The sequence below is a fragment of the Cupriavidus basilensis genome (assembly GCF_000832305.1).
Classification (GTDB): Bacteria; Pseudomonadota; Gammaproteobacteria; order Burkholderiales; family Burkholderiaceae; genus Cupriavidus; species Cupriavidus basilensis_F.
The window spans coordinates 2,387,363-2,409,978 of sequence record NZ_CP010537.1 but is presented as its reverse complement, the minus strand read 5'-3'; the positions used below and the strand labels follow the sequence as shown (position 1 = coordinate 2,409,978).

Annotated in this window: 21 protein-coding genes; 16 read left to right on the top strand and 5 right to left on the bottom strand. The window is 64.9% G+C overall.

Going from position 1 to position 22,616, the window contains the following annotated elements:
• Positions 1–41 precede the first annotated feature (41 nt).
• On the top strand, positions 42–815 hold the full coding sequence (locus RR42_RS31355; protein WP_043358268.1) for a fumarylacetoacetate hydrolase family protein: 774 nt from the start codon (positions 42–44) through the stop codon (positions 813–815).
• A gap of 76 nt (positions 816–891) precedes the next feature.
• Here the strand turns inward: RR42_RS31355 and RR42_RS31350 are convergent, their stop codons facing one another.
• From RR42_RS31350 to RR42_RS31340, 3 genes are all read right to left on the bottom strand, one after another.
• Entirely contained in the window at positions 892–1,461 is a 570-nt protein-coding gene (locus tag RR42_RS31350; protein WP_236702086.1) for a cupin domain-containing protein, read from the bottom strand.
• Positions 1,462–1,590: 129 nt separating this feature from the next.
• Positions 1,591–1,902 (bottom strand): hypothetical protein, encoded by a 312-nt coding sequence (locus RR42_RS31345; RefSeq protein ID WP_043355743.1) that lies wholly within the window; start codon positions 1,900–1,902, stop codon positions 1,591–1,593.
• 115 nt (positions 1,903–2,017) lie between these two features.
• On the bottom strand, positions 2,018–2,959 hold the full coding sequence (locus RR42_RS31340; protein WP_043355742.1) for a LysR family transcriptional regulator: 942 nt from the start codon (positions 2,957–2,959) through the stop codon (positions 2,018–2,020).
• Positions 2,960–3,170: 211 nt separating this feature from the next.
• Between RR42_RS31340 and oxlT (RR42_RS31335) the strand changes: the two genes are divergently transcribed.
• The 7 genes from oxlT (RR42_RS31335) to RR42_RS31305 all read left to right on the top strand — a co-directional run bounded on the left by oxlT (RR42_RS31335) (position 3,171) and on the right by RR42_RS31305 (position 13,801).
• Positions 3,171–4,511, top strand: a complete 1,341-nt coding sequence (oxlT, locus tag RR42_RS31335) for an oxalate/formate MFS antiporter (RefSeq protein WP_043355741.1) — start codon at positions 3,171–3,173, stop codon at positions 4,509–4,511.
• A 126-nt stretch (positions 4,512–4,637) separates the two neighbouring features.
• Positions 4,638–5,549, top strand: a complete 912-nt coding sequence (locus RR42_RS31330) for a LysR family transcriptional regulator (protein WP_043355739.1) — start codon at positions 4,638–4,640, stop codon at positions 5,547–5,549.
• 138 nt (positions 5,550–5,687) lie between these two features.
• Positions 5,688–5,909: a hypothetical protein gene (locus RR42_RS31325; RefSeq protein WP_043355738.1), complete on the top strand. Its 222-nt coding sequence runs from the start codon at positions 5,688–5,690 to the stop codon at positions 5,907–5,909.
• A gap of 658 nt (positions 5,910–6,567) precedes the next feature.
• Positions 6,568–7,884 carry an oxalate/formate MFS antiporter gene (gene oxlT, locus RR42_RS31320; RefSeq protein ID WP_043355736.1) on the top strand — a complete coding sequence of 439 codons (1,317 nt, stop codon included), beginning with the start codon at positions 6,568–6,570 and terminating at the stop codon, positions 7,882–7,884.
• 208 nt (positions 7,885–8,092) lie between these two features.
• Positions 8,093–9,802, top strand: coding sequence for an NADH-ubiquinone oxidoreductase-F iron-sulfur binding region domain-containing protein (locus tag RR42_RS31315; protein WP_043358267.1), 1,710 nt, complete (start codon positions 8,093–8,095; stop codon positions 9,800–9,802).
• Positions 9,803–9,816: 14 nt separating this feature from the next.
• A complete protein-coding gene (fdhF, locus tag RR42_RS31310; RefSeq protein ID WP_043355735.1) occupies positions 9,817–12,654 on the top strand; it encodes a formate dehydrogenase subunit alpha in 2,838 nt (945 codons plus the stop codon).
• Positions 12,655–12,784: 130 nt separating this feature from the next.
• Positions 12,785–13,801, top strand: coding sequence for a zinc-binding alcohol dehydrogenase family protein (locus RR42_RS31305; RefSeq protein ID WP_043355734.1), 1,017 nt, complete (start codon positions 12,785–12,787; stop codon positions 13,799–13,801).
• Positions 13,802–13,969: 168 nt separating this feature from the next.
• On the opposite strand, the gene RR42_RS31300 is transcribed toward RR42_RS31305, so the two are convergent.
• Complete coding sequence (locus RR42_RS31300) at positions 13,970–14,941, bottom strand: alpha/beta fold hydrolase (protein WP_082055314.1); 972 nt, start codon at positions 14,939–14,941, stop codon at positions 13,970–13,972.
• A 188-nt stretch (positions 14,942–15,129) separates the two neighbouring features.
• Positions 15,130–15,738: a TetR/AcrR family transcriptional regulator gene (locus tag RR42_RS31295; protein ID WP_043355730.1), complete on the bottom strand. Its 609-nt coding sequence runs from the start codon at positions 15,736–15,738 to the stop codon at positions 15,130–15,132.
• Positions 15,739–16,003: 265 nt separating this feature from the next.
• Between RR42_RS31295 and RR42_RS39060 the strand changes: the two genes are divergently transcribed.
• The 8 genes from RR42_RS39060 (at position 16,004) to RR42_RS31250 (ending at position 22,613) form a co-directional block, all read left to right on the top strand.
• Positions 16,004–16,396 carry a helix-turn-helix domain-containing protein gene (locus RR42_RS39060; RefSeq protein WP_082055166.1) on the top strand — a complete coding sequence of 131 codons (393 nt, stop codon included), beginning with the start codon at positions 16,004–16,006 and terminating at the stop codon, positions 16,394–16,396.
• 528 nt (positions 16,397–16,924) lie between these two features.
• Entirely contained in the window at positions 16,925–17,152 is a 228-nt protein-coding gene (locus tag RR42_RS31280; RefSeq protein WP_043355728.1) for a DUF2783 domain-containing protein, read from the top strand.
• A gap of 16 nt (positions 17,153–17,168) precedes the next feature.
• Entirely contained in the window at positions 17,169–18,518 is a 1,350-nt protein-coding gene (gene hmgA / locus RR42_RS31275) for a homogentisate 1,2-dioxygenase (RefSeq protein WP_043355726.1), read from the top strand.
• 105 nt (positions 18,519–18,623) lie between these two features.
• Positions 18,624–19,886, top strand: a complete 1,263-nt coding sequence (gene fahA / locus RR42_RS31270) for a fumarylacetoacetase (protein WP_043355724.1) — start codon at positions 18,624–18,626, stop codon at positions 19,884–19,886.
• A gap of 622 nt (positions 19,887–20,508) precedes the next feature.
• The gene (locus tag RR42_RS31265; protein ID WP_043355723.1) at positions 20,509–21,237 is read left to right on the top strand and encodes a beta-ketoacyl synthase chain length factor; all 729 of its coding nucleotides are present in this window, start codon (positions 20,509–20,511) and stop codon (positions 21,235–21,237) included.
• Entirely contained in the window at positions 21,230–22,006 is a 777-nt protein-coding gene (locus RR42_RS31260; RefSeq protein ID WP_043355721.1) for a lysophospholipid acyltransferase family protein, read from the top strand. Before RR42_RS31265 ends, RR42_RS31260 begins: the two co-directional genes overlap by 8 nt.
• Positions 21,993–22,268, top strand: a complete 276-nt coding sequence (locus RR42_RS31255) for a phosphopantetheine-binding protein (protein WP_043355720.1) — start codon at positions 21,993–21,995, stop codon at positions 22,266–22,268. Before RR42_RS31260 ends, RR42_RS31255 begins: the two co-directional genes overlap by 14 nt.
• Positions 22,269–22,355: 87 nt before the next feature.
• On the top strand, positions 22,356–22,613 hold the full coding sequence (locus RR42_RS31250) for an acyl carrier protein (RefSeq protein WP_043355719.1): 258 nt from the start codon (positions 22,356–22,358) through the stop codon (positions 22,611–22,613).
• Positions 22,614–22,616: the final 3 nt, after the last annotated feature.

Below are 22,616 nucleotides of genomic sequence, written 5' to 3'. Positions count from 1 at the left end.
CGGAAACGGGCAGTTTGCCGTTCTCGCCCAAGGAGTTTGCGATGCAAACGTGGATTCGCTTCCAGACCGGTGACGGCGAGGTCGGCTTTGGCCGGATCGAGGGCGATCATGTCATCGAGTACGACGGACCGGGCCACGCGCGGCCGCAGCCCACCGGCGCGACCTTGCCGCGCGAGGGACTGCGGCTGCTGAGCCCGTGCGAGCCGGGCAAGATCGTGGCGCTGTGGAACAACTTTCATGCGCTGGCGCGCAAACTGGAAAAACCGGTGCCGGCGCATCCGCTATTCCTGATCAAGCCGGCGAGTTCGCTGGCGGGGCCGGGAGATGCCATCCTGCGGCCCCGCAGCTACAGCGGCAAGGTCGTCTACGAGGGCGAGCTGGGCATCGTGATCGGCCGCCGATGCCGCAACGTGGCGCCGGACGATGCCGCGGCGCATATCTTCGGCTACACCGTGGTCAACGATGTCACCGCCGGCGAGCTGATCGCGCAGGATCCGAGTTTCCCGCAGTGGTGCCGTGCCAAGGGCTTCGACACCTTCGGCTGCCTGGGCCCGGTGATCGTCACGGAGCTCGACTGGCGCGCCGCCAGCGTGGTGACGCGGCTGGACGGCGCGCAGCGGCAGAACTATCCGCTGTCCGACCTGATTTTCTCGCCCGAGCAGCAGGTCAGCCTGATCTCGCAGGATCTCACGCTGATGCCAGGCGATGTGATTGCCTGCGGCACGTCGGTCGGCGCTGGCTCAATGAAGGATGGCGCCGTGGTGGAGGTCACGATCGAGGGCATCGGATCGCTGGTCAACCACATGCGCGGATAGTCGATAGCCCGGGCGCTGGCATCCGGCAAGGAACAAGGCAAGCGCCGGTACTCACCGGCGCTCGCCCTGTTCCGCGTCAGAGCGGCAGCGTCATCAGCAGGGTGAGGGCGGACGTATCGCGCAGGCCAATCCGCGCCATCGCGCGGCGCAGGGCAGCCGTGGCGGCACCGCAGGCCTCGCCAGCGCGGTTGGTGACGTTCAGCCGTGCCAGCACGCGGGTGGCGAAGCGCAACGTGACCGGGACCTGCTTGCGGCAGAACGCTACCTTGCGCACATAGCCATCGACCTCCCAGAGCCAGGTCGTGTTGGCAGGGAAATAGCCGATGTCGCCGGCCCGCAGCACATGCACGCGCCCGGTGGCGCTGGTTACCCTGACCTGGCCTTCCAGAATCAGCACGGTCTCCTCCCAGTCGTAGTACCACTCGAACGTGCCACCCGTGCACTCCCACACATTGGTGGACGCCAGGCCGTCAATCGCACGGGAATGCTGCGCCGCGCGTGATTGCGGGGCCCCGCTGCGGATCCAGGTGGGTTCGATCGGGCAATTCTGCATCGGCAAATCGCCGGTGCTGGCGAAAGCCCCTTCGCGCTGTTGCGCGAGCGTGCCGGCCGGCGCATCGGCGCCGAACATCGTCTGTGACCCCATGGCTGCCTCCTTGTTTTTGATTGGTAGGCAGACATTAGCGAGCCTGGCATCCCTGAAATGTGCGGTGACGCACTTGCGGCGCGATTTTGGTGCATGGGGCAGGCTCGCCGGGGAAGGAGGCGCCGTTGCTCAGTTGGCCTTGAGCGCCTTGGCACGCAGGTAGTCGGCCTTCTTGTCGAGGATCAGCCGGCTGAGGAAGCCGGCATCGTAGGCCTTGAGCAGGTGCGCGTGATACTGCTCGATGTAGCGCGCGATGCGGCTGTGCTCGCATTCGATGCCGCATAGCCAGGCGTACATCTCGCTGTCCCAGCGAAAGCGCAGGCCAAGCTCGGTGAACGCGGCGTTGTAGGCGGCGAGTTGCGATTCGTCGACCCCGCGCGGTGCGCTGGCAGCGGTGTCGGCATGGGAACTGGTGCGGGTTTCGAACTGGACCTGGTTCATGATCGGACTCCTCGGGCGCTCAGTGAAAGGTTGGGCCTGAAAAGACTAGGCCTGAGACGAGAATAGGTTTTCCGATCAATTAACGATAATTAAAGTTAGACTAATAAACCATAAATTATCGTTTATGCTTTATCAGGTTGTCCACGCCGGTGATGCGCTGGATCAGGGTGGCGCCTTCTTCCCTCAGGAAATGCTTGAAGGCCAGCGCCACGGGTGGCAGGCGCTTGTTCTTGCGATGCACCACGTACCAGTTGAGCATGACCGGGAAGCCCTCGATATCGAGCACGGCGAGATTGCCCGTCTGCAGTTCCAGCCCGACGGTGTGTGCCGACAGGAACGCGATGCCCATGTTGGCGATGACGGCCTGCTTGATGGTCTCGGTGCTCTTGATCTCCATGGCAATGCGCAGGTTGGACAAGCGTCCGGCGAAGCCTTCCTGCATGGAGTTCCAGGTGTCGGAGCCTTTCTCGCGCGCAACGAAGGCTTCGTCGGCCAGCGCTGCCAGCGGGATGTTGCGCTCGCCCACCAGCCGGTGGTTGGGCGCGGCAACGATGACGTAAGGATGGGGCGCGAAGGATTCGCTGATGGTGTCCATGCCTTCGGGAGGGCGCACCATTACCGCCAGGTCGGTCAGATTGCCCGCGAGCTGGTGCAGCAATTCCTCGCGATTGTGCACTGCGAGGTTGAGCGTCACGCCGTCATGGCGCTGCATGAATTCCGCGAGCAGCCGTGGGAAGAAGTAGTCGCCGGCACTGATCACGGCCACATTGAGCCGTCCGCCGGAGATGCCCTTGAGCTGCGACATCGCGTCTTCCGCTTCGCGGAATTGCTGCATGATGCTGCGGCTGTAGTGCAGCATCTCGACGCCGGCCGGGGTCAGGTAGATCTTCTTGCCAAGCTGCTCGAATAGCGGCAGGCCAACATGGCCCTCGAGCTGGCGCACCTGCGTCGAGACGGCGGGCTGCGTCAGGTGCAGCTCCTCCGCCGCGCGGGAGAAGCTCAGGTGCCGGGCGACCGTCTCGAAAACCTTCAACTGGCGCAGCGTGGCGTTCTTCATGCACTCGTCCGTCCCATGTATAGAGGATCGTGAATGATCATAATAAAAAACTTTATGCCGTGCCGAACTTAGTTTGAACTAGCATCAGTCCACGGATGCACGTGCCGCAATGTCAGGCGCGCTCAATCAAGTAGTGACCAAGGGCTCCCCCTCCCGGAGAAGCCTACCCGTCGCGCCACAGAGCGCGCACGCACTATGCAGGAGACACGACATGGCGCACGACAAATCGGCGGCAATGGCCGCAAGCCGTCCGAGCTGGCTTCACAACCGCTGGTTCCAGCTGGCGATCGGTGTGGTCTGCATGGGGCTGGTAGCCAATCTGCAATATGGCTGGACATTATTCGTGACCCCGATGAATGCCAAGCACCACTGGGGCGAGTCGGCCATCCAGGTAGCTTTTTCCATTTTCATCGTGACCGAGACCTGGCTGGTGCCGCTTGAAGGCTGGTTGGTCGACAAGATCGGGCCGCGCCCGGTAGTGGCATGCGGCGCGGTGTGCGCGGGGCTGGCCTGGGTCATCAATGCGCACGCGACCAGCCTGCCGCAGCTCTACCTGGCGGCGGTGATCGCAGGCATCGGTGCCGGCGGTGTGTATGGCACCTGCGTTGGCAACGCGCTCAAGTGGTTTCCGGACAAGCGCGGCCTGGCGGCCGGACTGACCGCCGCTGGTTTCGGCGCTGGCTCGGCGCTGACCGTGATTCCTATTGCCAACATGATCCAGCGCTCGGGGTACGAGCAAGCCTTTATCACCTTCGGCATCCTGCAAGGCGCTTGCATCCTGCTGATGGCCTTGCTGCTGGTCAAGCCGCGTCCGCCTGTGGGCGCCGTGGCGGCCAAGGCGGTGCTGACCAATCCCATCGAGTTCACGCCGGGCCGGATGGTGAAGACGCCAGTCTTCTGGGTCATCTACGCCTCGTTCGTGGCGGTCGCGGCGGGCGGCATCATGGCCACTGCGCAACTGGGTCCCATTGCACGGGACTTCGGCTTCGCGTCGATGCCGGTGACGATGCTGGGGTTCACGCTGCCGCTGCTCACCATGACGCTGTCGATCGACAACTTGTGCAATGGCTTTACGCGACCGCTGTGCGGCTTTATCTCGGACCGCATCGGTCGGGAGAACACCATGTTCTTTATCTTCATTGGCGAGGGACTGTCGCTGCTCGGCCTGATGGAGTTCGGGCATAACCCTTATCTGTTCATGACGTTCGCGGCGCTGACGTTTCTGTTCTGGGGCGAGATTTTCTCGATCTTTCCCGCGCTGTGCGCCGATACCTTCGGCAGCAAGTTCGCCGCGGCCAATGCCGGCACGCTGTACACGGCCAAGGGCACGGCGGCGATGCTGGTGCCACTGGCCTCGATCCTGTCGGCGCGTGGCGGGTGGGATGCCGTCTTTACGGTGGCGGCGATCGTGACCATCGCGGCTGGTTTGTCCGCCAGGTTCGTGCTGGCCCCGATGCGACGACGGTTTATCACCGGGCATGCCGAGGCCCTGGTACCGGCGACCGATCCCGCGGCGTACCTGGCGGGACTCTCCGCCCGCAAGATCGACTGAATCACCAGCCGGGCCCGGACTCGCGTGACGCGAATCCGGGCCCGGCGTCTATCACGATGCGCAGCGCGGGGCATGGCAAAGCGCGCTCTGCGCGCCCAATGCTCAGTGCATACAGGAGGGGTGATCATGAATATTTCGCTTCCCCAGCTCAAGGCCTTCGCGGCTGTCGCGCGACAGAAGAGCTTTACCCGCGCCGCGGCTGAGCTCGGGCTGACGCAGTCCGCCATCAGCCGCAGCGTGCGCGAGCTGGAGGACGAGATCGACCAGCGGCTGTTTGACCGAACCACGCGCCAGGTCGAGCTTACCGACGCCGGCGAGCACCTGTCGCAGCGCATCTGCCACTTGATCGAGGAAGTCGAGCAGACGCTGCGCGAGAGCCAGGGCGCCGCCAGGCCGTGCCAGGGCGCGGTGCAGATCGCGTCCGATCCGGTGCTGTCGTCGATGTCGCTGCCGGGCTGGCTCGCGGGTTGCCGTGCGGCCTGGCCGGGCATCGGCATCAGCCTGAAGGACCGCTCGCATGAGGCCGTGCTGCAGTGCGTGCGCAGCGGCGAGGTGGACTTCGGCATCGCCACGAACCCGCAGGCCGGGGACGATCTCTACTGCGAGGGCCTGTGCGTCGATCCGTTCCATGCCGTGCTGCCATCGCAGCATCCGCTGGCTACGCGCGAGACGGTAGGGTGGGGCGACCTCAACGATGCCAACGTGCTGATGCTCGACCAATATTCGGGCATCCAGCCGGCCGTGGAACAGGCCTTTGGCGTGTATCACGTGCGCGCCGGCTCGCTGCAGGTGCTTGGCCACTTTGCTGCGATCTTCGGCATGGTGGCGCTGGGGCTGGGCATCGGCATCGTGCCATCGCGCGCCCAGGTGGCCGGGCTGGGCCCGGCTGCCGTCATGCGGCCATTGCGCCCACAGGTCACGTCCTCGGTGATGCTGGTACGGCGCAAGAGCCGGTCGCTCAAGCCCAATGCCGCTGCCGTCTGGGATGTGCTGCGAGGCATGGAACATGAGCAGACGTTACTGGCGCGCGTAGGGTAGGGCAGGGGAAGGGTGTTGCGAAAGGCTGTTGCGTTAGCGCCAAAAATCTTGTGATATATTACATACAGGATATTTACACATAGTGCGCCGCAGCATATAATGAAAACTCCTACTCACCATCCCTAGCGGAGTTTTCTGATGGACAGCGCTCTTCTTCTCGGTCTTGCCTTTGGTCTGATTGCCCTCGGCGTCGGCGTTACCTTCCTGATTGCTACCCGCGTGCCGACCCCTGTGCTGGCCCGCGCCCAGGAGCATGGACGCTTTGCTGGCCTTGGCGCTTCGCAGGAAACTGCCGGCATCGGCCGCGCCAGCCCGACTCCGTCCGGCGTGAGCGCGCGACCCAAACTGGCCCGCGCCTGATGCTCGCGTGGTGCGATTGGCGGGCCACCTGGCCGCCAATCGCTGCCGCTGCGCTGGAGCGGGGGCCTTGTCCCGCCAGATTCCTCCGCCAGATTCCCTTGGTTTGATTGCAGGGTTCGCTTGCATAGAGCCTTCCAGGGCACCTTTTCGCCGTTGCGCGGATCGCAAGCTCCTTGTTCGCTCCCTCCGCTCTTCTGTCCTGAAGGGCCAGACATTCAGTACATTGATGCGCCGGTCTGCCTGACTTTATCTAGGGACTTTCCCGAGGATGGACTTTGCGGCGCCGCGCCGGCCAGGTCCCCGCACCAACTTGTCGTGCCCCATAACCGCTTGTCCACGCGCGCCATTGATGCGGCGTAAAACCCCTAAGTCATTGATCCTTCAGCAAGCCGGCTTGCGCCGCTCGCCCACTTTGATGCGCGTGGCGCACGAGTAACCTTCATGCCGCTTTCCGGTGCATTGCCATCGCCATTTCCGGGTAGTTTCATGGTCCGCCAAGTGGGCTAAAAGCGTCTTGACTATATTGATATATCACATACTGTATAGCACTGAAACGACCGCAGTATCTGGGATGCAGCACAAGCGGTGCCGTCCCAAAAGAGGTGTCCGAAGACGCCCTTTCCACATAAGGCGGCCCCGCCCGCCATAAGGAGACACCATGGAGCATCAGCAAAACGCGCCCGAGTCACGCTTTGCCTCACCCTGGGTTCAACTCGTATTTGGCGTGATCTGCATGGCGATGATCGCCAACATGCAATACGGCTGGACACTGTTCGTCAACCCGATCGATGACAAGTACCACTGGGGCCGCACGGCGATCCAGGTGGCGTTCACCATCTTCGTTGTTACGGAAACCTGGCTGGTGCCGATCGAGGGCTACCTCGTGGACAAGTACGGCCCGCGTCCGGTCGTGGTGGGTGGCGGCCTGCTGTGTGCGATTGCCTGGGCCTTGAACTCCGTGGCCGCGTCGCTGCCGATGCTTTATTTCGCGGCAGCCGTGGGCGGGGTGGGGGCGGGCGCGGTGTATGGCACCTGCGTGGGCAATGCGTTGAAGTGGTTCCCCAACCGGCGCGGGCTGGCGGCAGGCATCACCGCCGCCGGCTTTGGCGCGGGCTCCGCGCTGACCGTGGTGCCGATTGCCAACATGATCAAGGCCAGCGGCTACGAGGCCACGTTCCTGTGGTTCGGCCTGGGCCAGGGCCTGATTGTCTTCTTCCTGGGCATGGCGCTCTATCCCCCTTCGGCCAAGGTGCTGAACCAGGTCACGTCCGCGGTCAAGACGGCTGCCTACAATGCCTCGCCGCGCCAGGTCCTGTCCTCGCCGATCTTCTGGGTGATGTACGCGATGTTCGTGATGATGGCGGCCGGCGGCCTGATGGCGACCGCCCAACTGGGCCCGATCGCCAAGGATTTCGGCCTCGATGGCGTGCCGGTTTCGCTGCTCGGCCTGACGTTGCCCGCACTGACTTTCGCCCTCACCATCGACCGCGTGCTCAATGGGCTGACGCGTCCCTTCTTTGGCTGGATCTCGGACAACATTGGCCGTGAGAACACGATGTTCCTGGCCTTTGCGATCGAGGCGGTGGGCATTCTGCTGCTGGCTAAGTACGGGCAGGATCCCATCGCTTTCGTGGTGCTGACCGGTATCGTGTTCTTCGCCTGGGGGGAGATCTACAGCCTGTTCCCGGCAACCTGCGGCGACACCTTCGGGCCCAGGTTTGCCGCCACCAATGCTGGCCTGTTGTACACCGCCAAGGGCACGGCTGCGCTGCTGGTGCCGTTCTCCAGCGTCATCACCGCCGCCACCGGCGACTGGCACGCGGTCTTCATGCTTGCCTCGGGCATGGCGGCGCTGTCCGCCTTCCTGGCCCTGTTCGTGCTCAAGCCAATGCGCGAAGCCCACGCCAAGAAATATGTGCATGCCAACACCAGCGCGCCGATGGGATATCGCGCGGTGCCGGAGGACCTGACCTGAGGGGGTTGCCGGCGTGGGTCGGTGCGGTCAATGCGCCGCGGGATTAGGGATATGATCGAAGGCGAAAGCGAAAACCCTCCCGCGGCTCCCGCTGCGGGTAGCGGGAGCCGCGTGCAGTGCAAGATAAAACCGGAGCGGCGGGCAAGCACGTGTAGCGCTTGCCCCGTTGCCATTTGGCACCCCCAAGAGACTGCTTTTCGAGATTGCCATGAACCAGGTCGTCATTCCCATCGCGGTCCAGGATATCGGCAAGGCGCGCAAGCGCCGCCAGCCCAAGGGGAGGCAGCCCGACCCGGCAGCCTTGGCCGAAGTCCAGGCAGCCCTGGGCGACGCACCGCGCCGGCGTGACCTGCTGATCGAGCACCTGCATGCCATCAATGATCGCTTCGGCCAGCTGGCGATCCCGCACCTGGTGGCGCTGGCGCAAGAGATGGGGCTGTCGATGGCGGAGGTCTATGAAGTCGCCACTTTCTATCATCATTTCGATGTAGTGCGCGAGGATGGAGATGGCGTCATCCGGCCGCCGGCCGCCGTGACGGTGCGCGTGTGTGAAGGCATCGCCTGCGAGCTGGGCGGGGGGCGCGACCTGCTCGCCCGGCTGCCGGCCCTGCTGGGCAGCGAAGTCAAGGTGGTGGCGGCGCCCTGCATCGGCCGCTGCGAGCGCGCGCCCGCCGCGCTGGTCGGGCAGAACCCGGTGGATTTTGCGAGTGCGCAGACCATTGCGGACACGGTGGCTGCGCGCGCCGTGCATCACGCGCCCGAAGCCCATCTGGGCTATGACGACTATCGCGCGCAAGGTGGGTATCAGTTGCTGCGCGCAGTGGCCTCGGGGGAGCATGATTCCGAATCATTGCTGCGCACAATGGAGGATTCCGGCTTGCGCGGGCTGGGTGGCGCGGGTTTCCCCACCGGGCGCAAATGGCGGATCGTGATGGCGGAGCCGGCCCCGCGCCTGATGGCGGTCAACCTGGATGAGGGCGAGCCCGGTACCTTCAAGGACCGCGTCTACCTTGAGCGCGACCCGCATCGCTTCCTGGAAGGCATGCTGATCGCCGCCGCGGTGACCCAGGTCAGCGCCATCTACATCTACCTGCGCGACGAATACGCAGGCTGCCGTGCCGTGCTTGGCCAAGCGCTGCGCCGGCTGCAGGCCGAGCCGCCGATCCCGGACATGCCGCAGATCCAGCTGCGGCGTGGCGCCGGCGCGTATATCTGCGGCGAAGAGTCTGCCATGATCGAATCGATCGAAGGCAAGCGCGGCATGCCCAGGCTGCGTCCGCCCTATGTGGCGCAGGTCGGCTTGTTCGGCCGGCCCACGCTGGAGCACAATTTCGAGACCCTTTACTGGGTCCGCGAGATCCTTGAAAAAGGCGCGGGCTGGTTCGCCGCGCAGGGACGCCATGGCCGGCACGGGCTGCGCTCGTTCTCGGTGTCGGGGCGCGTGAAACTGCCCGGCGTGCACGTGGCGCCAGCGGGGATCACCGTGAGTGAGCTGATCGAGGAATACTGCGGTGGCATGCAGGACGGCCATTGCTTTTATGGCTACCTGCCGGGCGGCGCCTCGGGCGGCATCCTGCCGGCGTCCCTGGGCGATATTCCGCTGGATTTCGATACGCTGCAGCCCTACGGTTGCTTTATCGGATCAGCCGCCATCGTGGTGTTTTCAGAGCAGGACAGTGCGGTGGCCGTGGCGCGCAACCTGATGCACTTCTTCAAGCATGAATCCTGCGGACAGTGCACACCATGCCGTGTGGGCACGGCCAAGGCGCTGGATGTGATCGCACAGCCGAAATGGGACCTGGCCGCGCTGGCGGACTTGTCTGCGGTGATGCGGGATGCGTCGATCTGCGGGTTGGGGCAGGCGGCGCCCAACCCGGTGGATTGCGTGATCAAGTATTTTCCCCAGGAACTGGCCTGATAAGCGAGGGCGAGATGAATGCACTGACCCGCGCCGAGCGCGCGCAAGTGGATGCCTCCTCGGGTACCACGGTGACGTTCCGCCTGAATGGCCGGGACGTGTGCGCAGGGCCTGGCGAGAGCTTGCTCAAGGTGGCGCAGCGCGAGGGGTTCGACATCCCGCACCTGTGCTACAAGGACGGCCTGGACACCGCCGGCAACTGCCGCGCCTGCATGGTGGAGATCAAGGGCGAGCGCGTGCTGGCGCCGTCGTGCTGCCGCTATCCTGCCCAGGGCATGGAGGTGCTGACCGCCTCCGAGCGCGCGCTGCACTCGCAGCGCATGGTGCTGGCGCTGCTTCAGTCCGATATGCGCGAGGCGCATTACACGCGCAACAATGCGCTGGATCATTGGTCGGCCCGGCTGGACGTCGGCAAGCCGCGCTTTGCGCCGCGCGCCGCCGTGCCGGCCGATTTGTCCCATCCAGCCATCGCCGTCAATCTCGATGCCTGCATCCAGTGCACCCGCTGCGTGCGCGCTTGCCGCGAGGAGCAGGTCAACGATGTGATCGGGCTGGCCTTTCGCGGCGACCAGGCGGCGATCGTGTTCGACATGGGCGACCCGATGGGCGCCTCCACCTGCGTGGCCTGCGGCGAGTGCGTGCAGGCCTGCCCGACCGGCGCGCTGATGCCGGCCCGCGACGCCGCGTTGCCGGTGCCGGATCGCCAGGTCGAATCGGTATGTCCGTACTGTGGGGTGGGCTGCCAGCTCACCTACAACGTCAAGGACAACCGCATCCTGTTTGTCGAAGGGCGTCCTGGGCCGGCCAACCAGATGCGCCTGTGCGTGAAAGGCCGCTATGGCTTCGATTACGCCCAGCATCCGCACCGGCTCACGGTGCCGTTGGTGCGGCGCGAAGGCGCCCCCAAGCGGGGCGATTTCGTGATGGATCCTGCGCGCGTGATGGATGTGTTCCGCGAAGCCAGCTGGGATGAGGCCCTTGCCCTCGCTGGCACCAGCCTGATGGCCATCCGCGACACGTACGGCAAGCGCGCGCTGGCCGGCTTTGGCTCCGCCAAGGGGAGCAATGAAGAGGCCTACCTGTTTCAAAAGCTTGTGCGCACCGGCTTCGGCAGCAATAACGTGGACCATTGCACGCGGCTTTGCCACGCGTCGTCGGTGGCGGCGCTGCTCGAAGGCATCGGCTCGGGCGCGGTTTCCAACCCGGTGATGGATGTGGCGCGCGCGCAGGTGGTGATCGTGATCGGAGCCAATCCAACGGTGAACCATCCGGTGGCGGCAACCTGGATCAAGAACGCGGTAAAAAATGGCACCAGGCTGATCGTGGCAGATCCGCGCCGCGGCGACCTGGCGCGCTTCGCCCATCGCTTCCTGCAGTTCGAGCCCGATACCGATGTGGCACTGCTCAACGCCATGATGCATGTGATCGTGGCCGAAGGACTGGTCGATCAGGATTTCATCGCCAGCCGCACCATTGGCTATGAGGAACTGCAGCGCAATGTGGCGGCCTACAGCCCGGAGCTGATGGCGCCGGTTTGCGGCATCGACGCAGACACCATCCGCTATGTGGCACGGCTGTACGCCAGTTCCAAAGCCTCGATGATCCTTTGGGGCATGGGGATCTCCCAGCATATCCACGGCACAGACAATGCCCGTTGCCTGATCGCCCTGGCGCTGATGACGGGGCAGATCGGCCGGCCGGGCACGGGGCTGCACCCGCTGCGCGGCCAGAACAACGTGCAGGGCGCCTCCGACGCCGGACTGATCCCGATGATGTATCCGGACTACCATCGTGTCGACGATCCCGAGGCTGTTGCGCGCTTCGAGTCGTTGTGGGGCATGACGCTGGATCGCCAGCCGGGGCTGACCGTGGTCGAAGTGATGCGGGCCATCGAGCGGGGCGAAGTGCGCGGGATGTACATCATGGGCGAGAACCCGGCTATGTCGGATCCCGATGCCCAGCATGCGCGCGAGGCGCTGGCGGCGCTGGACCACCTGGTGGTGCAGGATATCTTCCTGACGGAGACCGCCTACCTCGCCGATGTGGTGCTGCCGGCTTCGGCGTTCCCCGAGAAGACGGGCACCTTTACCAACACCGACCGCACGGTGCAGCTTGGCCGCCAGGCGATCGATCCGCCCGGGCAAGCGCGGCAGGACCTGTGGATCATCCAGCAGATGGCCGCCAGGCTGGGGCTGGACTGGTCGTACGCGAGCGTGGCCGACGTGTTCGACGAGATGCGCCATGCCATGCCCAGCATCGGCGGCATTACCTGGGAACGCTTGCAGCGGGAGGGCGCGGTGACCTATCCCTGCCGCGCTGAAGGCGACCCGGGGGAGCCGGTCATCTTTACGGACGCGTTTCCGACGGCTTCGGGCCGGGCCCGATTCGTCCCTGCCGACATCATTCCCGCGGCCGAGCGGCCCGACCAGGAGTACCCGGTCGTGCTTATCACCGGCCGGCAGCTCGAGCACTGGCATACCGGCAGCATGACCCGGCGCGCGGGCGTGCTGGATGCCATCGAACCGGAACCGGTGGCGCTGGTGCATCCGCTCGACCTTGCCGCCATCGGTGGCCAGCCGGGCGACGTGGTAACGCTTGCATCGCGCCGGGGCCAGGTATCGCTGTTTGCCCGGGTGGACGACGGTACGCCGCGCGGCGCGGTGTTCGTGCCGTTCTGCTACTACGAGGCCGCCATCAACAAGCTGACGAATGCGGCGCTGGACCCCTTCGGCAAGATCCCGGAGTTCAAGTACTGCGCGATCCGCATCACGCTGGGTGGCGAGGTGCCACGGCAGTCCAGTTTTGGGGGCGGACAGATCCTTGCGGCGGGCAGCAAACAAGGAGATGGCTAGATTTTCCGGAAAATCGGGAAATTGATTGTTGGATTTTCCGGCTAATCAATGCGCGGCAAGGGGGATACGCTGTGGCCATGGCGCAATCCCGCGCCGCAGAACCTGCTTGATTGACCTGATGGAACCCGCAATGAAAGCCGTTGGCCTGACCCGTTACCTGCCGATCGACGACCCGCAATCCCTGGTCGACGTGGACATCGCCACCCCCGTGCCCGAAGGCCGCGACCTGCTGGTCAAGGTGGCGGCCATCTCGGTCAATCCCGTGGATGCCAAGGTCCGCGCGCCCAAGGACAAGGTCGAGCCCGCCACGCGCGTGCTCGGATGGGATGCGGCAGGCACAGTGGCCGCGGTGGGCCCGGATGTCACCCTGTTCAAGGTGGGCGACCCGGTCTTCTACGCTGGCAGCATTACCCGGCCTGGCGCCAATAGCGAGTTTCACCTGGTGGATGAGCGCATCGTCGGCCATAAGCCTGCATTGCTCGACTTTGCCCAGGCCGCAGCGTTGCCGCTGACCGCTATTACGGCGTGGGAAGCCTTGTTTGATCGCCTGGGCGTCTCGCCGCAGGGCGAGCATGCCGGGCGCAGCGTGCTGGTCATCGGCGGGGCAGGGGGCGTGGGCTCCATCGGCATTCAACTAGCCAAGACGCTGGCGGGGTTGACGGTCATCGCCACCGCGTCGCGGCCGGAGTCGGCTGCCTGGTGCCGCGATCTGGGCGCTGACCACACCATCGATCACCGTGGCGACATGCCGGCCCAGTTGCGCAAGCTCGGGTTTGCCGAGGTCGACTACATCCTGTGCTTTAACGACACGGACCGCCACTTTGCTGCCATGGCGACCGTGATTGCGCCGCAAGGCAAGATCTGCTCGATCGTGGAGAACAGCGGCCCGCTGGCCGTGGGCGACCTGAAGAGCAAGAGCGCCACCTTTGTGTGGGAGTTCATGTTCACCCGCTCGATGTTTGGCACGCCGGACATGATCGAGCAGTATCTCTTGCTCAACGAGGTGGCACGGCTGGTCGATGCCGGCCGGCTGCGGACCACGCTGGGCGAGAACCTCGGGCGGATCGACGCGGCCAACCTGCGCCGCGCCCATGCCATGCTGGAGAGCGGGCGGACCATCGGCAAGCTGGTGCTGGAAGGGTTCTGACGCAGGAGTATGACGCGCCGCCAGGGAGGAGGCCGGTGGGTGAGGTGCCTGCCGGCCTTCCTTTTTTGTTTGAATCGGCAATTAACCGCCAAGACCGGACCCAAACCGCCAGCGGCGATTTTGGGGCATGCCCCAAAATCGCTGCCGCAAGCAGGGTTTGGGAGTCAGTCAGGCATCGGCCTGGGCTTGCATCCTGCGAGTTGCCTCGGCAAGCCCGGGCGCGTTCGCGGCGCCGTGGATGAACGATACCGCCCGCGCGATGACCTGCGCGTCGTGCAGGACACGGCGATGGCCCAGTCCGTCCGTGGCCATCAACTGCGCGCCAGGCCATGCACCGGCAATGGCCGCGCCGCTTTCCCAGCCCACTTCCTTGTCCTGCCGGTCGTGGATCACCAGCGTGGGCGGCACCGGGCGGGCGCGCCCGATGGCCGGGACGTTGAACGCAGACCACGGCATGCCCAACCAGCGCTCGCTGTTGCGCTGCATGCGGGCCAGTACGCCGGGGCCAATGCCGAGCCGCCAGGCCAATGCCGAGGCGGCAGTGTGCATGTCGGCCGGCGGGCCGATCATTACGGCAGCCTGCAGGTGCAAGCCTTCGCGCACGGCCAGCGCCAGCGCGGCGCTGCCGAGCGAATGCGCTATCACTGCGTGGATCGGGCCGGCGTGCCACGCCGTGGCCAACAGCGAATGTGACATTTCCACAACAGAAGTCTGGCCCGCGCCGCGCGCACCCGCGTCGGAGCCGCCGTGCGATAGCGCGTCAAAGGCGACCACGCGCATGCCAGCCGCCAGCAGCGGCGCAACCAGCGGCTGCCACTGGGCGGCATGGCCACCCCAGCCGTGGGCCAGCAAGACGGTCGGCCCGGTGTTGCCCCATCGATAAACGCGCACACGCCGGCTCGCTCCCTGGCCGGTCACGAGCGCCCAGTCTGCGCGCGCACGGTCAAGCAGTTCGCGGCCTGCGCCATCCGGGCCATTGCCATGGGGAGGGCGGAACCATGCGTGCTCGAGCGCGCGCGCTACGCCGGCCGGATAAAGCAGCTCGGCCAATTGCCAGCCAAGGCGCCCCAAGCGTACTGGCGCCTTGGTTCTTGGCGCTGCCTGGCGGTTCTTGGTCGATGAGTAAATCGCTTGCGTCACGGTGGTCACCTCCAGCGAAGCCTTCTGGCATTCCGGGCCGGGTCATTGGAGTGGGGTGATACCCCTCCGTAAGACCGACCAGTCGTGCTATTTTTTTATTTCAAAAAAAGACGACATCCTGCCGTCTCGAATTTCATCCCGGTCTGTCTCGCGCAAGGCGTCTCGCGCAAGTGTCTGCGCGCCCTTGGCTACTTGCGCGCGGGTTGCGCAAGCTCGGCGCGGCGGAGCAGCGACTCGAACGCCCGGCGGGCCATGGTCTCGGTGTCTTCACGGCCCAGTAGCTTGTAAGACTGTTGAAAGGACATGCCGATGCCGACCATCTCGAAGGCGAACTGCCGCGCGTCCTGTGCCGGAGAAAGATCGCCTTCCTCGATCGCGTCGGTCACGGCCCTGGCGATGAGGCTGTGCCAGTCTTTCAGCGACTCCACTACCTGATCCCTGACGGCACCGGGGCGGTCGCGGTATTCCTGGCCTAGCGCCATGAACAGGCAGCGGCCCTTGTTGACCGACCCACCGAGCCAGAGCATGTACCCTTCGAAGAGGGCTTGCACCCGGCGCGTGCCGCGCGGCAGGCGCATGGCCGGCCTGATGACGATGTCCGAAAAGCGCTCCAGGGCGAGCGCCAGAACTGCCTGCTGCAAGGCTTCCTTGGACTTGAAATGCGCGTAAAGCCCGCTCTTGGACATGCTGGTGTCGGCGGCCAATGTGGCTAGCGACAATTGCTCGAACCCGACCTGGGCGGCCGTGTCCAGGGCCTGCTCGATGATGGCTGCGCGGGTAAGTTGTCCTTTCTGCATCGCGAAAGAATAGCACGACCGGTCGTATTGTCAATCTCGCGCTTGTGCAGTTTCGTCAACCTATTTCACCGCCGCCCGTTATGTCACCACGGAGGCAGATAATTGTGCTGTATCGGACCTATTGACAGACTAGGATTAGCCTGTGCAGGGTGCCAACAAGAAATCTGCACAAAGTGTTGCCCTGATTACATACGGAACGCTTTGCGTGCTCTATACTCGAATGCACGTCCGCGCACTTTTTTTTCACTGGTGACTGGAGACCGACATGAACAGTACAGCCGTGCCTAGAGGCGCTAGCGAACCGTTCCGGCAACTGCGGGCGTTGCGCCGAGCGCGAAAGCTCAAGCAGGAAGACGTCGCCCGTAAGGCCGGGATCTCCCGGGAAGCTTACTTGCGGGCAGAATCGGGTCAGGCCGACCCCCGCATGTCGACTTTCCTAGCGGCTTGCGAGGCGCTTGGCCTGGAAGTGGTGCTGGCACCCCAGCATCTTGCTGCCGACGTCAACGCGTTTATTGCCAGCCGCAATGGCGGCGTCACGGCCGCTTCGATGGCCGGGCAGGCGCCTGCCGCAACGCCCACTGCCGTAAGCCCTGCACCGGCCACCCCGGTCAGCACAGGCTTCGCGTCGAGCCCGGGCGAAGGTCACAAGCCAGCCTGAGCACTCGCGCTGGTTCCGGCCGGGTCTGCGGCCGGACTGGCGTGCGCTTGCCATGCCTGCAGCGGGCACGCCCCCACGTGCCTGCTGTTGGGGTTTTGCCTGCTTTGCATGGATGGCCGGATGCCGCGCCTGGCGGCGTCCGTCTGTCTTTGACGGCCTCGCACCCGCGTCGAGGCCGGGTCATGCGTTTGCCTGTCGAGCCTGTCGCTTTCTCCCTGCACTTCGTGATTCTCTTCTCCGCCTGACATTGCTCGGGCTGCCCGCGCTTGTTCGCCGTCTGGCGTCATGTCTTTGTCTCCCCCCGTCCTTCGCGCCTAACCTACAAACGTAGTGCCCACCGTTTTTTGCCGTCCGCAGCGAAATAAGGGCAGATACCGGTTTGACACGTCCGGAGCGTAAGATTACGATATGGTAAATCGATTACGGATTGTGAAATTCAAGATCCAAAGTTCGAAAGACACCGCCAGTGTGATCACTCGGCCACCATGCCCGCCGCGGCAGTGGCCTGAGGCGTAGGGAGACAAGCCAATGCCGCTGAGTACCGAACCCAACCTTGCCCGTCCGGACGACTTCTACGAGGCGCTGATCGACATGCATCGCGATCTCACCGACGCGCAGAGCCAGTCCGCCAACGCGCAACTGATCCTGCTGCTGGCCAACCACATCGGCGATCTTGCTGTTCTGCAGGAAGCCATGGAGCTAGCCCGCGCGGGCGTGCTCGATTCATCGAAAGCGCAATCGCAAGCGCAAGCGTAAGAGGAAGACCCAAGACATGACGCAGACGCAATTGAATGTTGTGAACGTGACAGGGCAGGCGCCCGATCACGGCACGCCCGGCTACCAATCCGGTTTTGCCAATGAGTTCGCCACCGAGGCATTGCCTGGTGCGCTGCCGGTGGGGCAGAACTCGCCCCAGCGCGCGCCGTATGGCCTGTATGCCGAGCAGATTTCCGGTACGGCGTTTACCGCGCCGCGCGCGCACAACCGGCGCAGCTGGTGCTATCGCATCCGTGCGGCGGCGATGCATGAGCCGTTCACGCGGGTCGAGCAGTCGCGCATCGTCAGTCATTTCGATGCAGTGCCGCCATCGCCTAACCAGATGCGCTGGAGCCCGCCGGCGATGCCCAAGGAGCCCACCGACTTTGTCGACGGCATCATCACCATGGCCGGCAACGGCGGCCCGGAGGCCATGTCGGGTTGCGGGATCCATCTGTACCTGGCCAACCGGTCGATGACGGATCGCTTCTTCTACAACGCCGATGGCGAGATGCTGATCGTGCCGCAGCAGGGCAGGCTGCGCCTGGCGACCGAGATGGGCCTGCTGGACGTCGAGCCGCAGGAGATTGTGGTGATCCCGCGCGGCGTGCGCTTTCGCGTGGAGCTGCCGGATGGCGAGGCGCGCGGCTATATCTGCGAAAACTATGGTGCCTTGTTCCGCCTGCCCGACCTGGGCGTCATCGGCTCCAATGGCCTGGCCAATCCGCGCGACTTCCTCACGCCGCATGCATGGTATGAGGATCGTGAGGGCGATTTCGAGCTGGTGGCGAAGTTCCAGGGCAACCTGTGGCGCGCCGCTATCGGGCACTCGCCGCTGGATGTGGTGGCCTGGCATGGCAATTACGCGCCGTACAAGTACGACCTGCGCCGCTTCAATACCATTGGCTCGATCAGCTTCGATCACCCGGACCCCTCGATTTTCCTGGTGCTGCAAAGCCCGTCCGACACCCCGGGCGTGGACAGCATCGATTTCGTCATCTTTGGCCCGCGCTGGCTGGCGATGCAGAACACCTTCCGCCCGCCCTGGTTCCACCGCAACATCGCCAGTGAGTTCATGGGCCTGATCGAGGGTGTCTACGACGCCAAGGCCGATGGCTTCTCGCCTGGCGGCGCCAGCCTGCACAATTGCATGAGCGGCCACGGCCCGGATGCCGAGACGTTCGCCAAGGCCACCGCCGCGGATACCTCGCAGCCGCATCGCATCGGCGATACCATGGCGTTCATGTTCGAGACACCGGCCGTGATCCGGCCGACGCCGTATGCAGCGGAGTCGGCGCAGTTGCAGGACGACTACTACAGGTGCTGGCAGGGCCTGAAGAAGCATTTCAACCCCAACGAGCGCTGATCCTCAAGTCCCAAGGCCGGCTTCACCCGGCCAACCATCATGAATCCAAGGTGCCCGCGCGGCGCATGTCGCCGGCACCCTTGTCATTGCCCTCCGGAGCCCCCGATGACCACTGTCCAGCAAAGTTGGATCGAATCCGCCAATGATGGCGTTACGCATTTCCCGCTGCAGAACCTGCCCTACGGCATCTTTTCCCCGAACGGGCAGGGCCCGCGCGTAGGCGTCGCCATCGGCGACTTCATTCTCGACCTGTCGGTGCTGGACGAGGCTGGCCTGCTGCCTGCCTGCGTCAAAGGCGTGTTTGGCGGCGCCACGCTCAACGCCTTCATCGCGCTCGGCAAGCCGGCATGGACTGAAACCCGCCAGCGCCTGACGTCCATGCTGGCGGCGGACGACACCACCTTGCATCCCAAGTCGGCCCTGCATGAGCAGGCCCTGGTGCCGATGGCCTGGGCGACCTTGCACCTGCCGGTGGACATCCCCGGCTACACCGATTTCTACTCCTCGCGCGAGCACGCCACCAACGTCGGCCGCATGTTCCGCGATCCGGACAATGCGCTGCTGCCCAACTGGCTGGAGATTCCCATCGGCTACAACGGCCGCGCCAGCTCGGTGGTGGTGAGCGGCACGGAGCTGCGCCGCCCGAAGGGGCAGATCAAGCCGCCGAACGCGCCGCGCCCGGTCTTTACGGCTTGCCAGAAGCTCGACTACGAACTGGAAATGGCCTTCATCGTCGGCAAGCCGTCGACCCTGGGCGAGCCGGTCAGCACCGCTGCGGCCGCCGGGCACATGTTCGGCATGGTGATCCTCAACGACTGGAGCGCGCGCGATATCCAGCAGTGGGAGTATGTGCCGCTGGGCCCGTTCAACAGCAAGGGCTTCGGCACCTCGATCTCCCCATGGGTGGTCACCATGGACGCGCTCGAGCCATTCCGCCGCGACAATCCGGTGCAATCGCCCGAGCCGCTGGCGTATCTGCAGCAGCCCGAGCGCAACGCCTATGACATCGCGCTGGAAGTCTCGCTGCGCCCTGAAGGCGCCGCGCAGGCCACCACCGTCTGCCGCACCAACTTCAAGGCCATGTACTGGACCATGGTCCAGCAACTGGCGCACCACACCGTGTCCGGCTGCAATGTCCGTGTGGGCGACCTGATGGGCTCCGGCACCATCAGCGGCACCACGCCGGATTCCTACGGCAGCTTGCTGGAACTGACCCGTAACGGTGCCGAGCCCTTGACGCTGGCCGACGGCAGCAAGCGCGGTTTCCTGGAAGACGGCGACGAAGTGGTCATGGCCGGCTGGTGCCAGGGCGATGGCTACCGCGTCGGCTTCGGCGAGGTGGCAGGGAAGATCCTGCCCGCGCTGTAAGCCGCATCACGCTCGTTTTGCCATGGGCCCCCGCCGCGCTACGCCGGGCGGGGGATACACCCGGTCACGTTCCCCCTCGCTCTCATCCCCCATTTCCCTCCTGGCCTTGACAGGCATGGCTACGCCACCGCATGGCCGGCAGGCGCGCGCCGTTACAATTGACAACCTTCTTAACCTTCTTGCATCCCCTGTTGCCGCGCCTTTGTGCGAGAATTCGGCCCTGACAAAAAGGACAGGCCAAAGTTCGGCATTCCTGGCAAATATGATGTTTTGATGTCCCACGGCTTCCGCCGGCGGGTCGCCGGGGTCAGTTTCGCGGGTTTCCGGTCGTAAACACCGAATTAATGCCGATTTAACACCGGATTACCGGCTGGCAGCCTTGTCCGTCACGGCAGCGGCCCCGGGGTCAATGCAAAAATGGTAATCAAGCAGCAATCAAGCGGTAAACCCGGGCAAGCAGGCGGCATCAGCCCATAAAATGCGGCAACGGGCGCGTTCGTGATGTGCGCGAAATCGCCTGCCTGTCTGCTGGCTTCGGTGCGCATCACCCGGCATCAACCGGCATCACCCGCGGGCCGGCAGCGACCCGCCTTTTCATCCACCCTACGCGAACGGCACGGCAATGGAATTTGGTATTCGCGCATGGGCGGCATGTGCAGCACAACTAGAAACGCAGCAAGCCTGGCAGGCCTGGAGCCGCGCGCCCTGGCTGCCCAAAGGCGACGCATTGCCCACGCTGGCCGCCATGGCCCCGATGCTGCGCCGCAGGATCACCGCGCTGGGTCGCGCGGCCTTGCACCCCGCCTATGCCTGCCAGCCGGGCGTGGACGGCATTCCCGTGATCTTCGCATCGCGCCACGGCGACACCCTGCGCCCGCTGCAGATGCTCGGGGACCTTGCCGACGGCGAGCCCTTGTCGCCCACGGCCTTCGGCCTGTCCGTGCATAACGCCATCGGCGCGCTGTATTCGATCGACCGGGGCGACCCGGGCAACCTGCAAGCCCTGGCCGCGGGCCGCGATACGGTGGAAGCGGGGGTGGTGGAAGCGTGCAGCCTGCTGGCAGACGGCGCCCCGGAAGTCTTGCTGGTGCACTACGAGGCGCCGCTGCCCGAGGCCTATGCCGTCTTTGCGGACGAACCGGAGTGCCTGTTCGGGTGGGCGTGGCGGGTCGGCATGCCGCAGGCGGGGCATCCGGTGTTCAGTCTTGACGTGGTGGGGGAGGCCCTGCCGGCCGCCGCCGGCGCGACACTGCCGCACGGGCTGGAGGTGCTGCGCTTCATGCTGTCCGGCGACACCGAGTTGCGCCACGCCGGGGAGCGCGCCGGCTGGAGGTGGCTGCGACATGGTTGAGCGCCTGGACCGGGCCTGGCGCGTCTGCGCGACCGGGCTGTGCTTCTCCAGCTTCGGCGTTGGCGGGCTTGTGCTGCGGGTGATCGTGTTTCCGTTGCTTGCGGTCTTGCTGTGGTCTTCGGCGCGCCGGCAGCGGGTCTGCAAGAACGTGGTGCATTACGCATTCCGGCTTTTCCTGTGGCTGATGCGCTCGGTCGGGGTGATCCGCTACGAGGTGCTGCATCCCGAGCGGCTGCGCCGCCAGGGCTTGCTGATCGTGGCCAACCATCCGTCGCTGATCGATGTCGTCTTTCTGATCGCGCTGACGCGCCAGGCCGATTGCGTGGTGCGCTCCGGCCTGGCCCACAACCCGTTTACCCGTGGGCCGGTGCGCGCCACCGGTTACGTCTGCAATGACTCCGGCGCGGGCATGGTGGATGACTGCATTGCCTCGCTGCGCGCGGGCAATAATCTCGTTATCTTCCCCGAGGGCACGCGCACGCCATTGCATGGCCCGCTGCGCCTGCAACGGGGTGCGGCCAATGTCGCGGTGCGCGGCGGCTTTGCGCTGACGCCTGTGGTGATCCGGTGCGAGCCGCCCACGCTCACCAAGGGTGAGAAGTGGTACCGCGTGCCGGCCCGCAGGCCCCGTTACATCATTGACGTGCGAGAGGATGTCAGTGTCGCCCAGATGGTGCCGTCCGGACTGGACGACGCGCTGGCGGTGCGGCACCTGACCCAATCGCTATCCGAGTTTTTTTCCAGGGAGGTCCGCTGTGAAGGCGCTTGAGCAAGAAATCAAGGAACTGATCATTTCATCGTTGTCGCTGGAGGATATCGGCGTGGACGATATCGACGCCGACGCGCCGCTGTTCATCGAAGGGCTGGGCCTGGATTCGATCGATGCGCTCGAACTCGGGCTGGCGCTGCAAAAGCGCTACGGCGTGACCATGAACGGCGACAAGGAAGACATGCGCGCGCGCTTTGCCAGCGTCACAGCGCTGGCCACGTTCGTCGCATCTCAGCAGCGCGCTGGTCAGGCTTCTGCCTGAACCCGCCCGCGACACGCCAAGGATCCACATACCACTTGCCAGGCCGGCAACCATGGCCGGTCATAGCCGAACAGGGGGAAGCCCATCATGACCCATGACGAAATTTTTGCGCGGGTGGCCGCGGTGCTCGAGGAAACCTTCGAGATCGATCCGGCCCGCATTCGTCCCGAAGCCCGTCTCTACGACGACCTGGACATCGACAGCATCGACGCGGTCGACCTGCTGGTGAAGCTCAAGCCGATGCTGAACAAGCCGATCAAGCCGGAGCAGTTCAAGGCCGTGCGCACCGTGCAAGACGTGGTGCAGGCGCTGGCCTTGCTGATCGACTCGCCCGCCACGGCCTGAGTG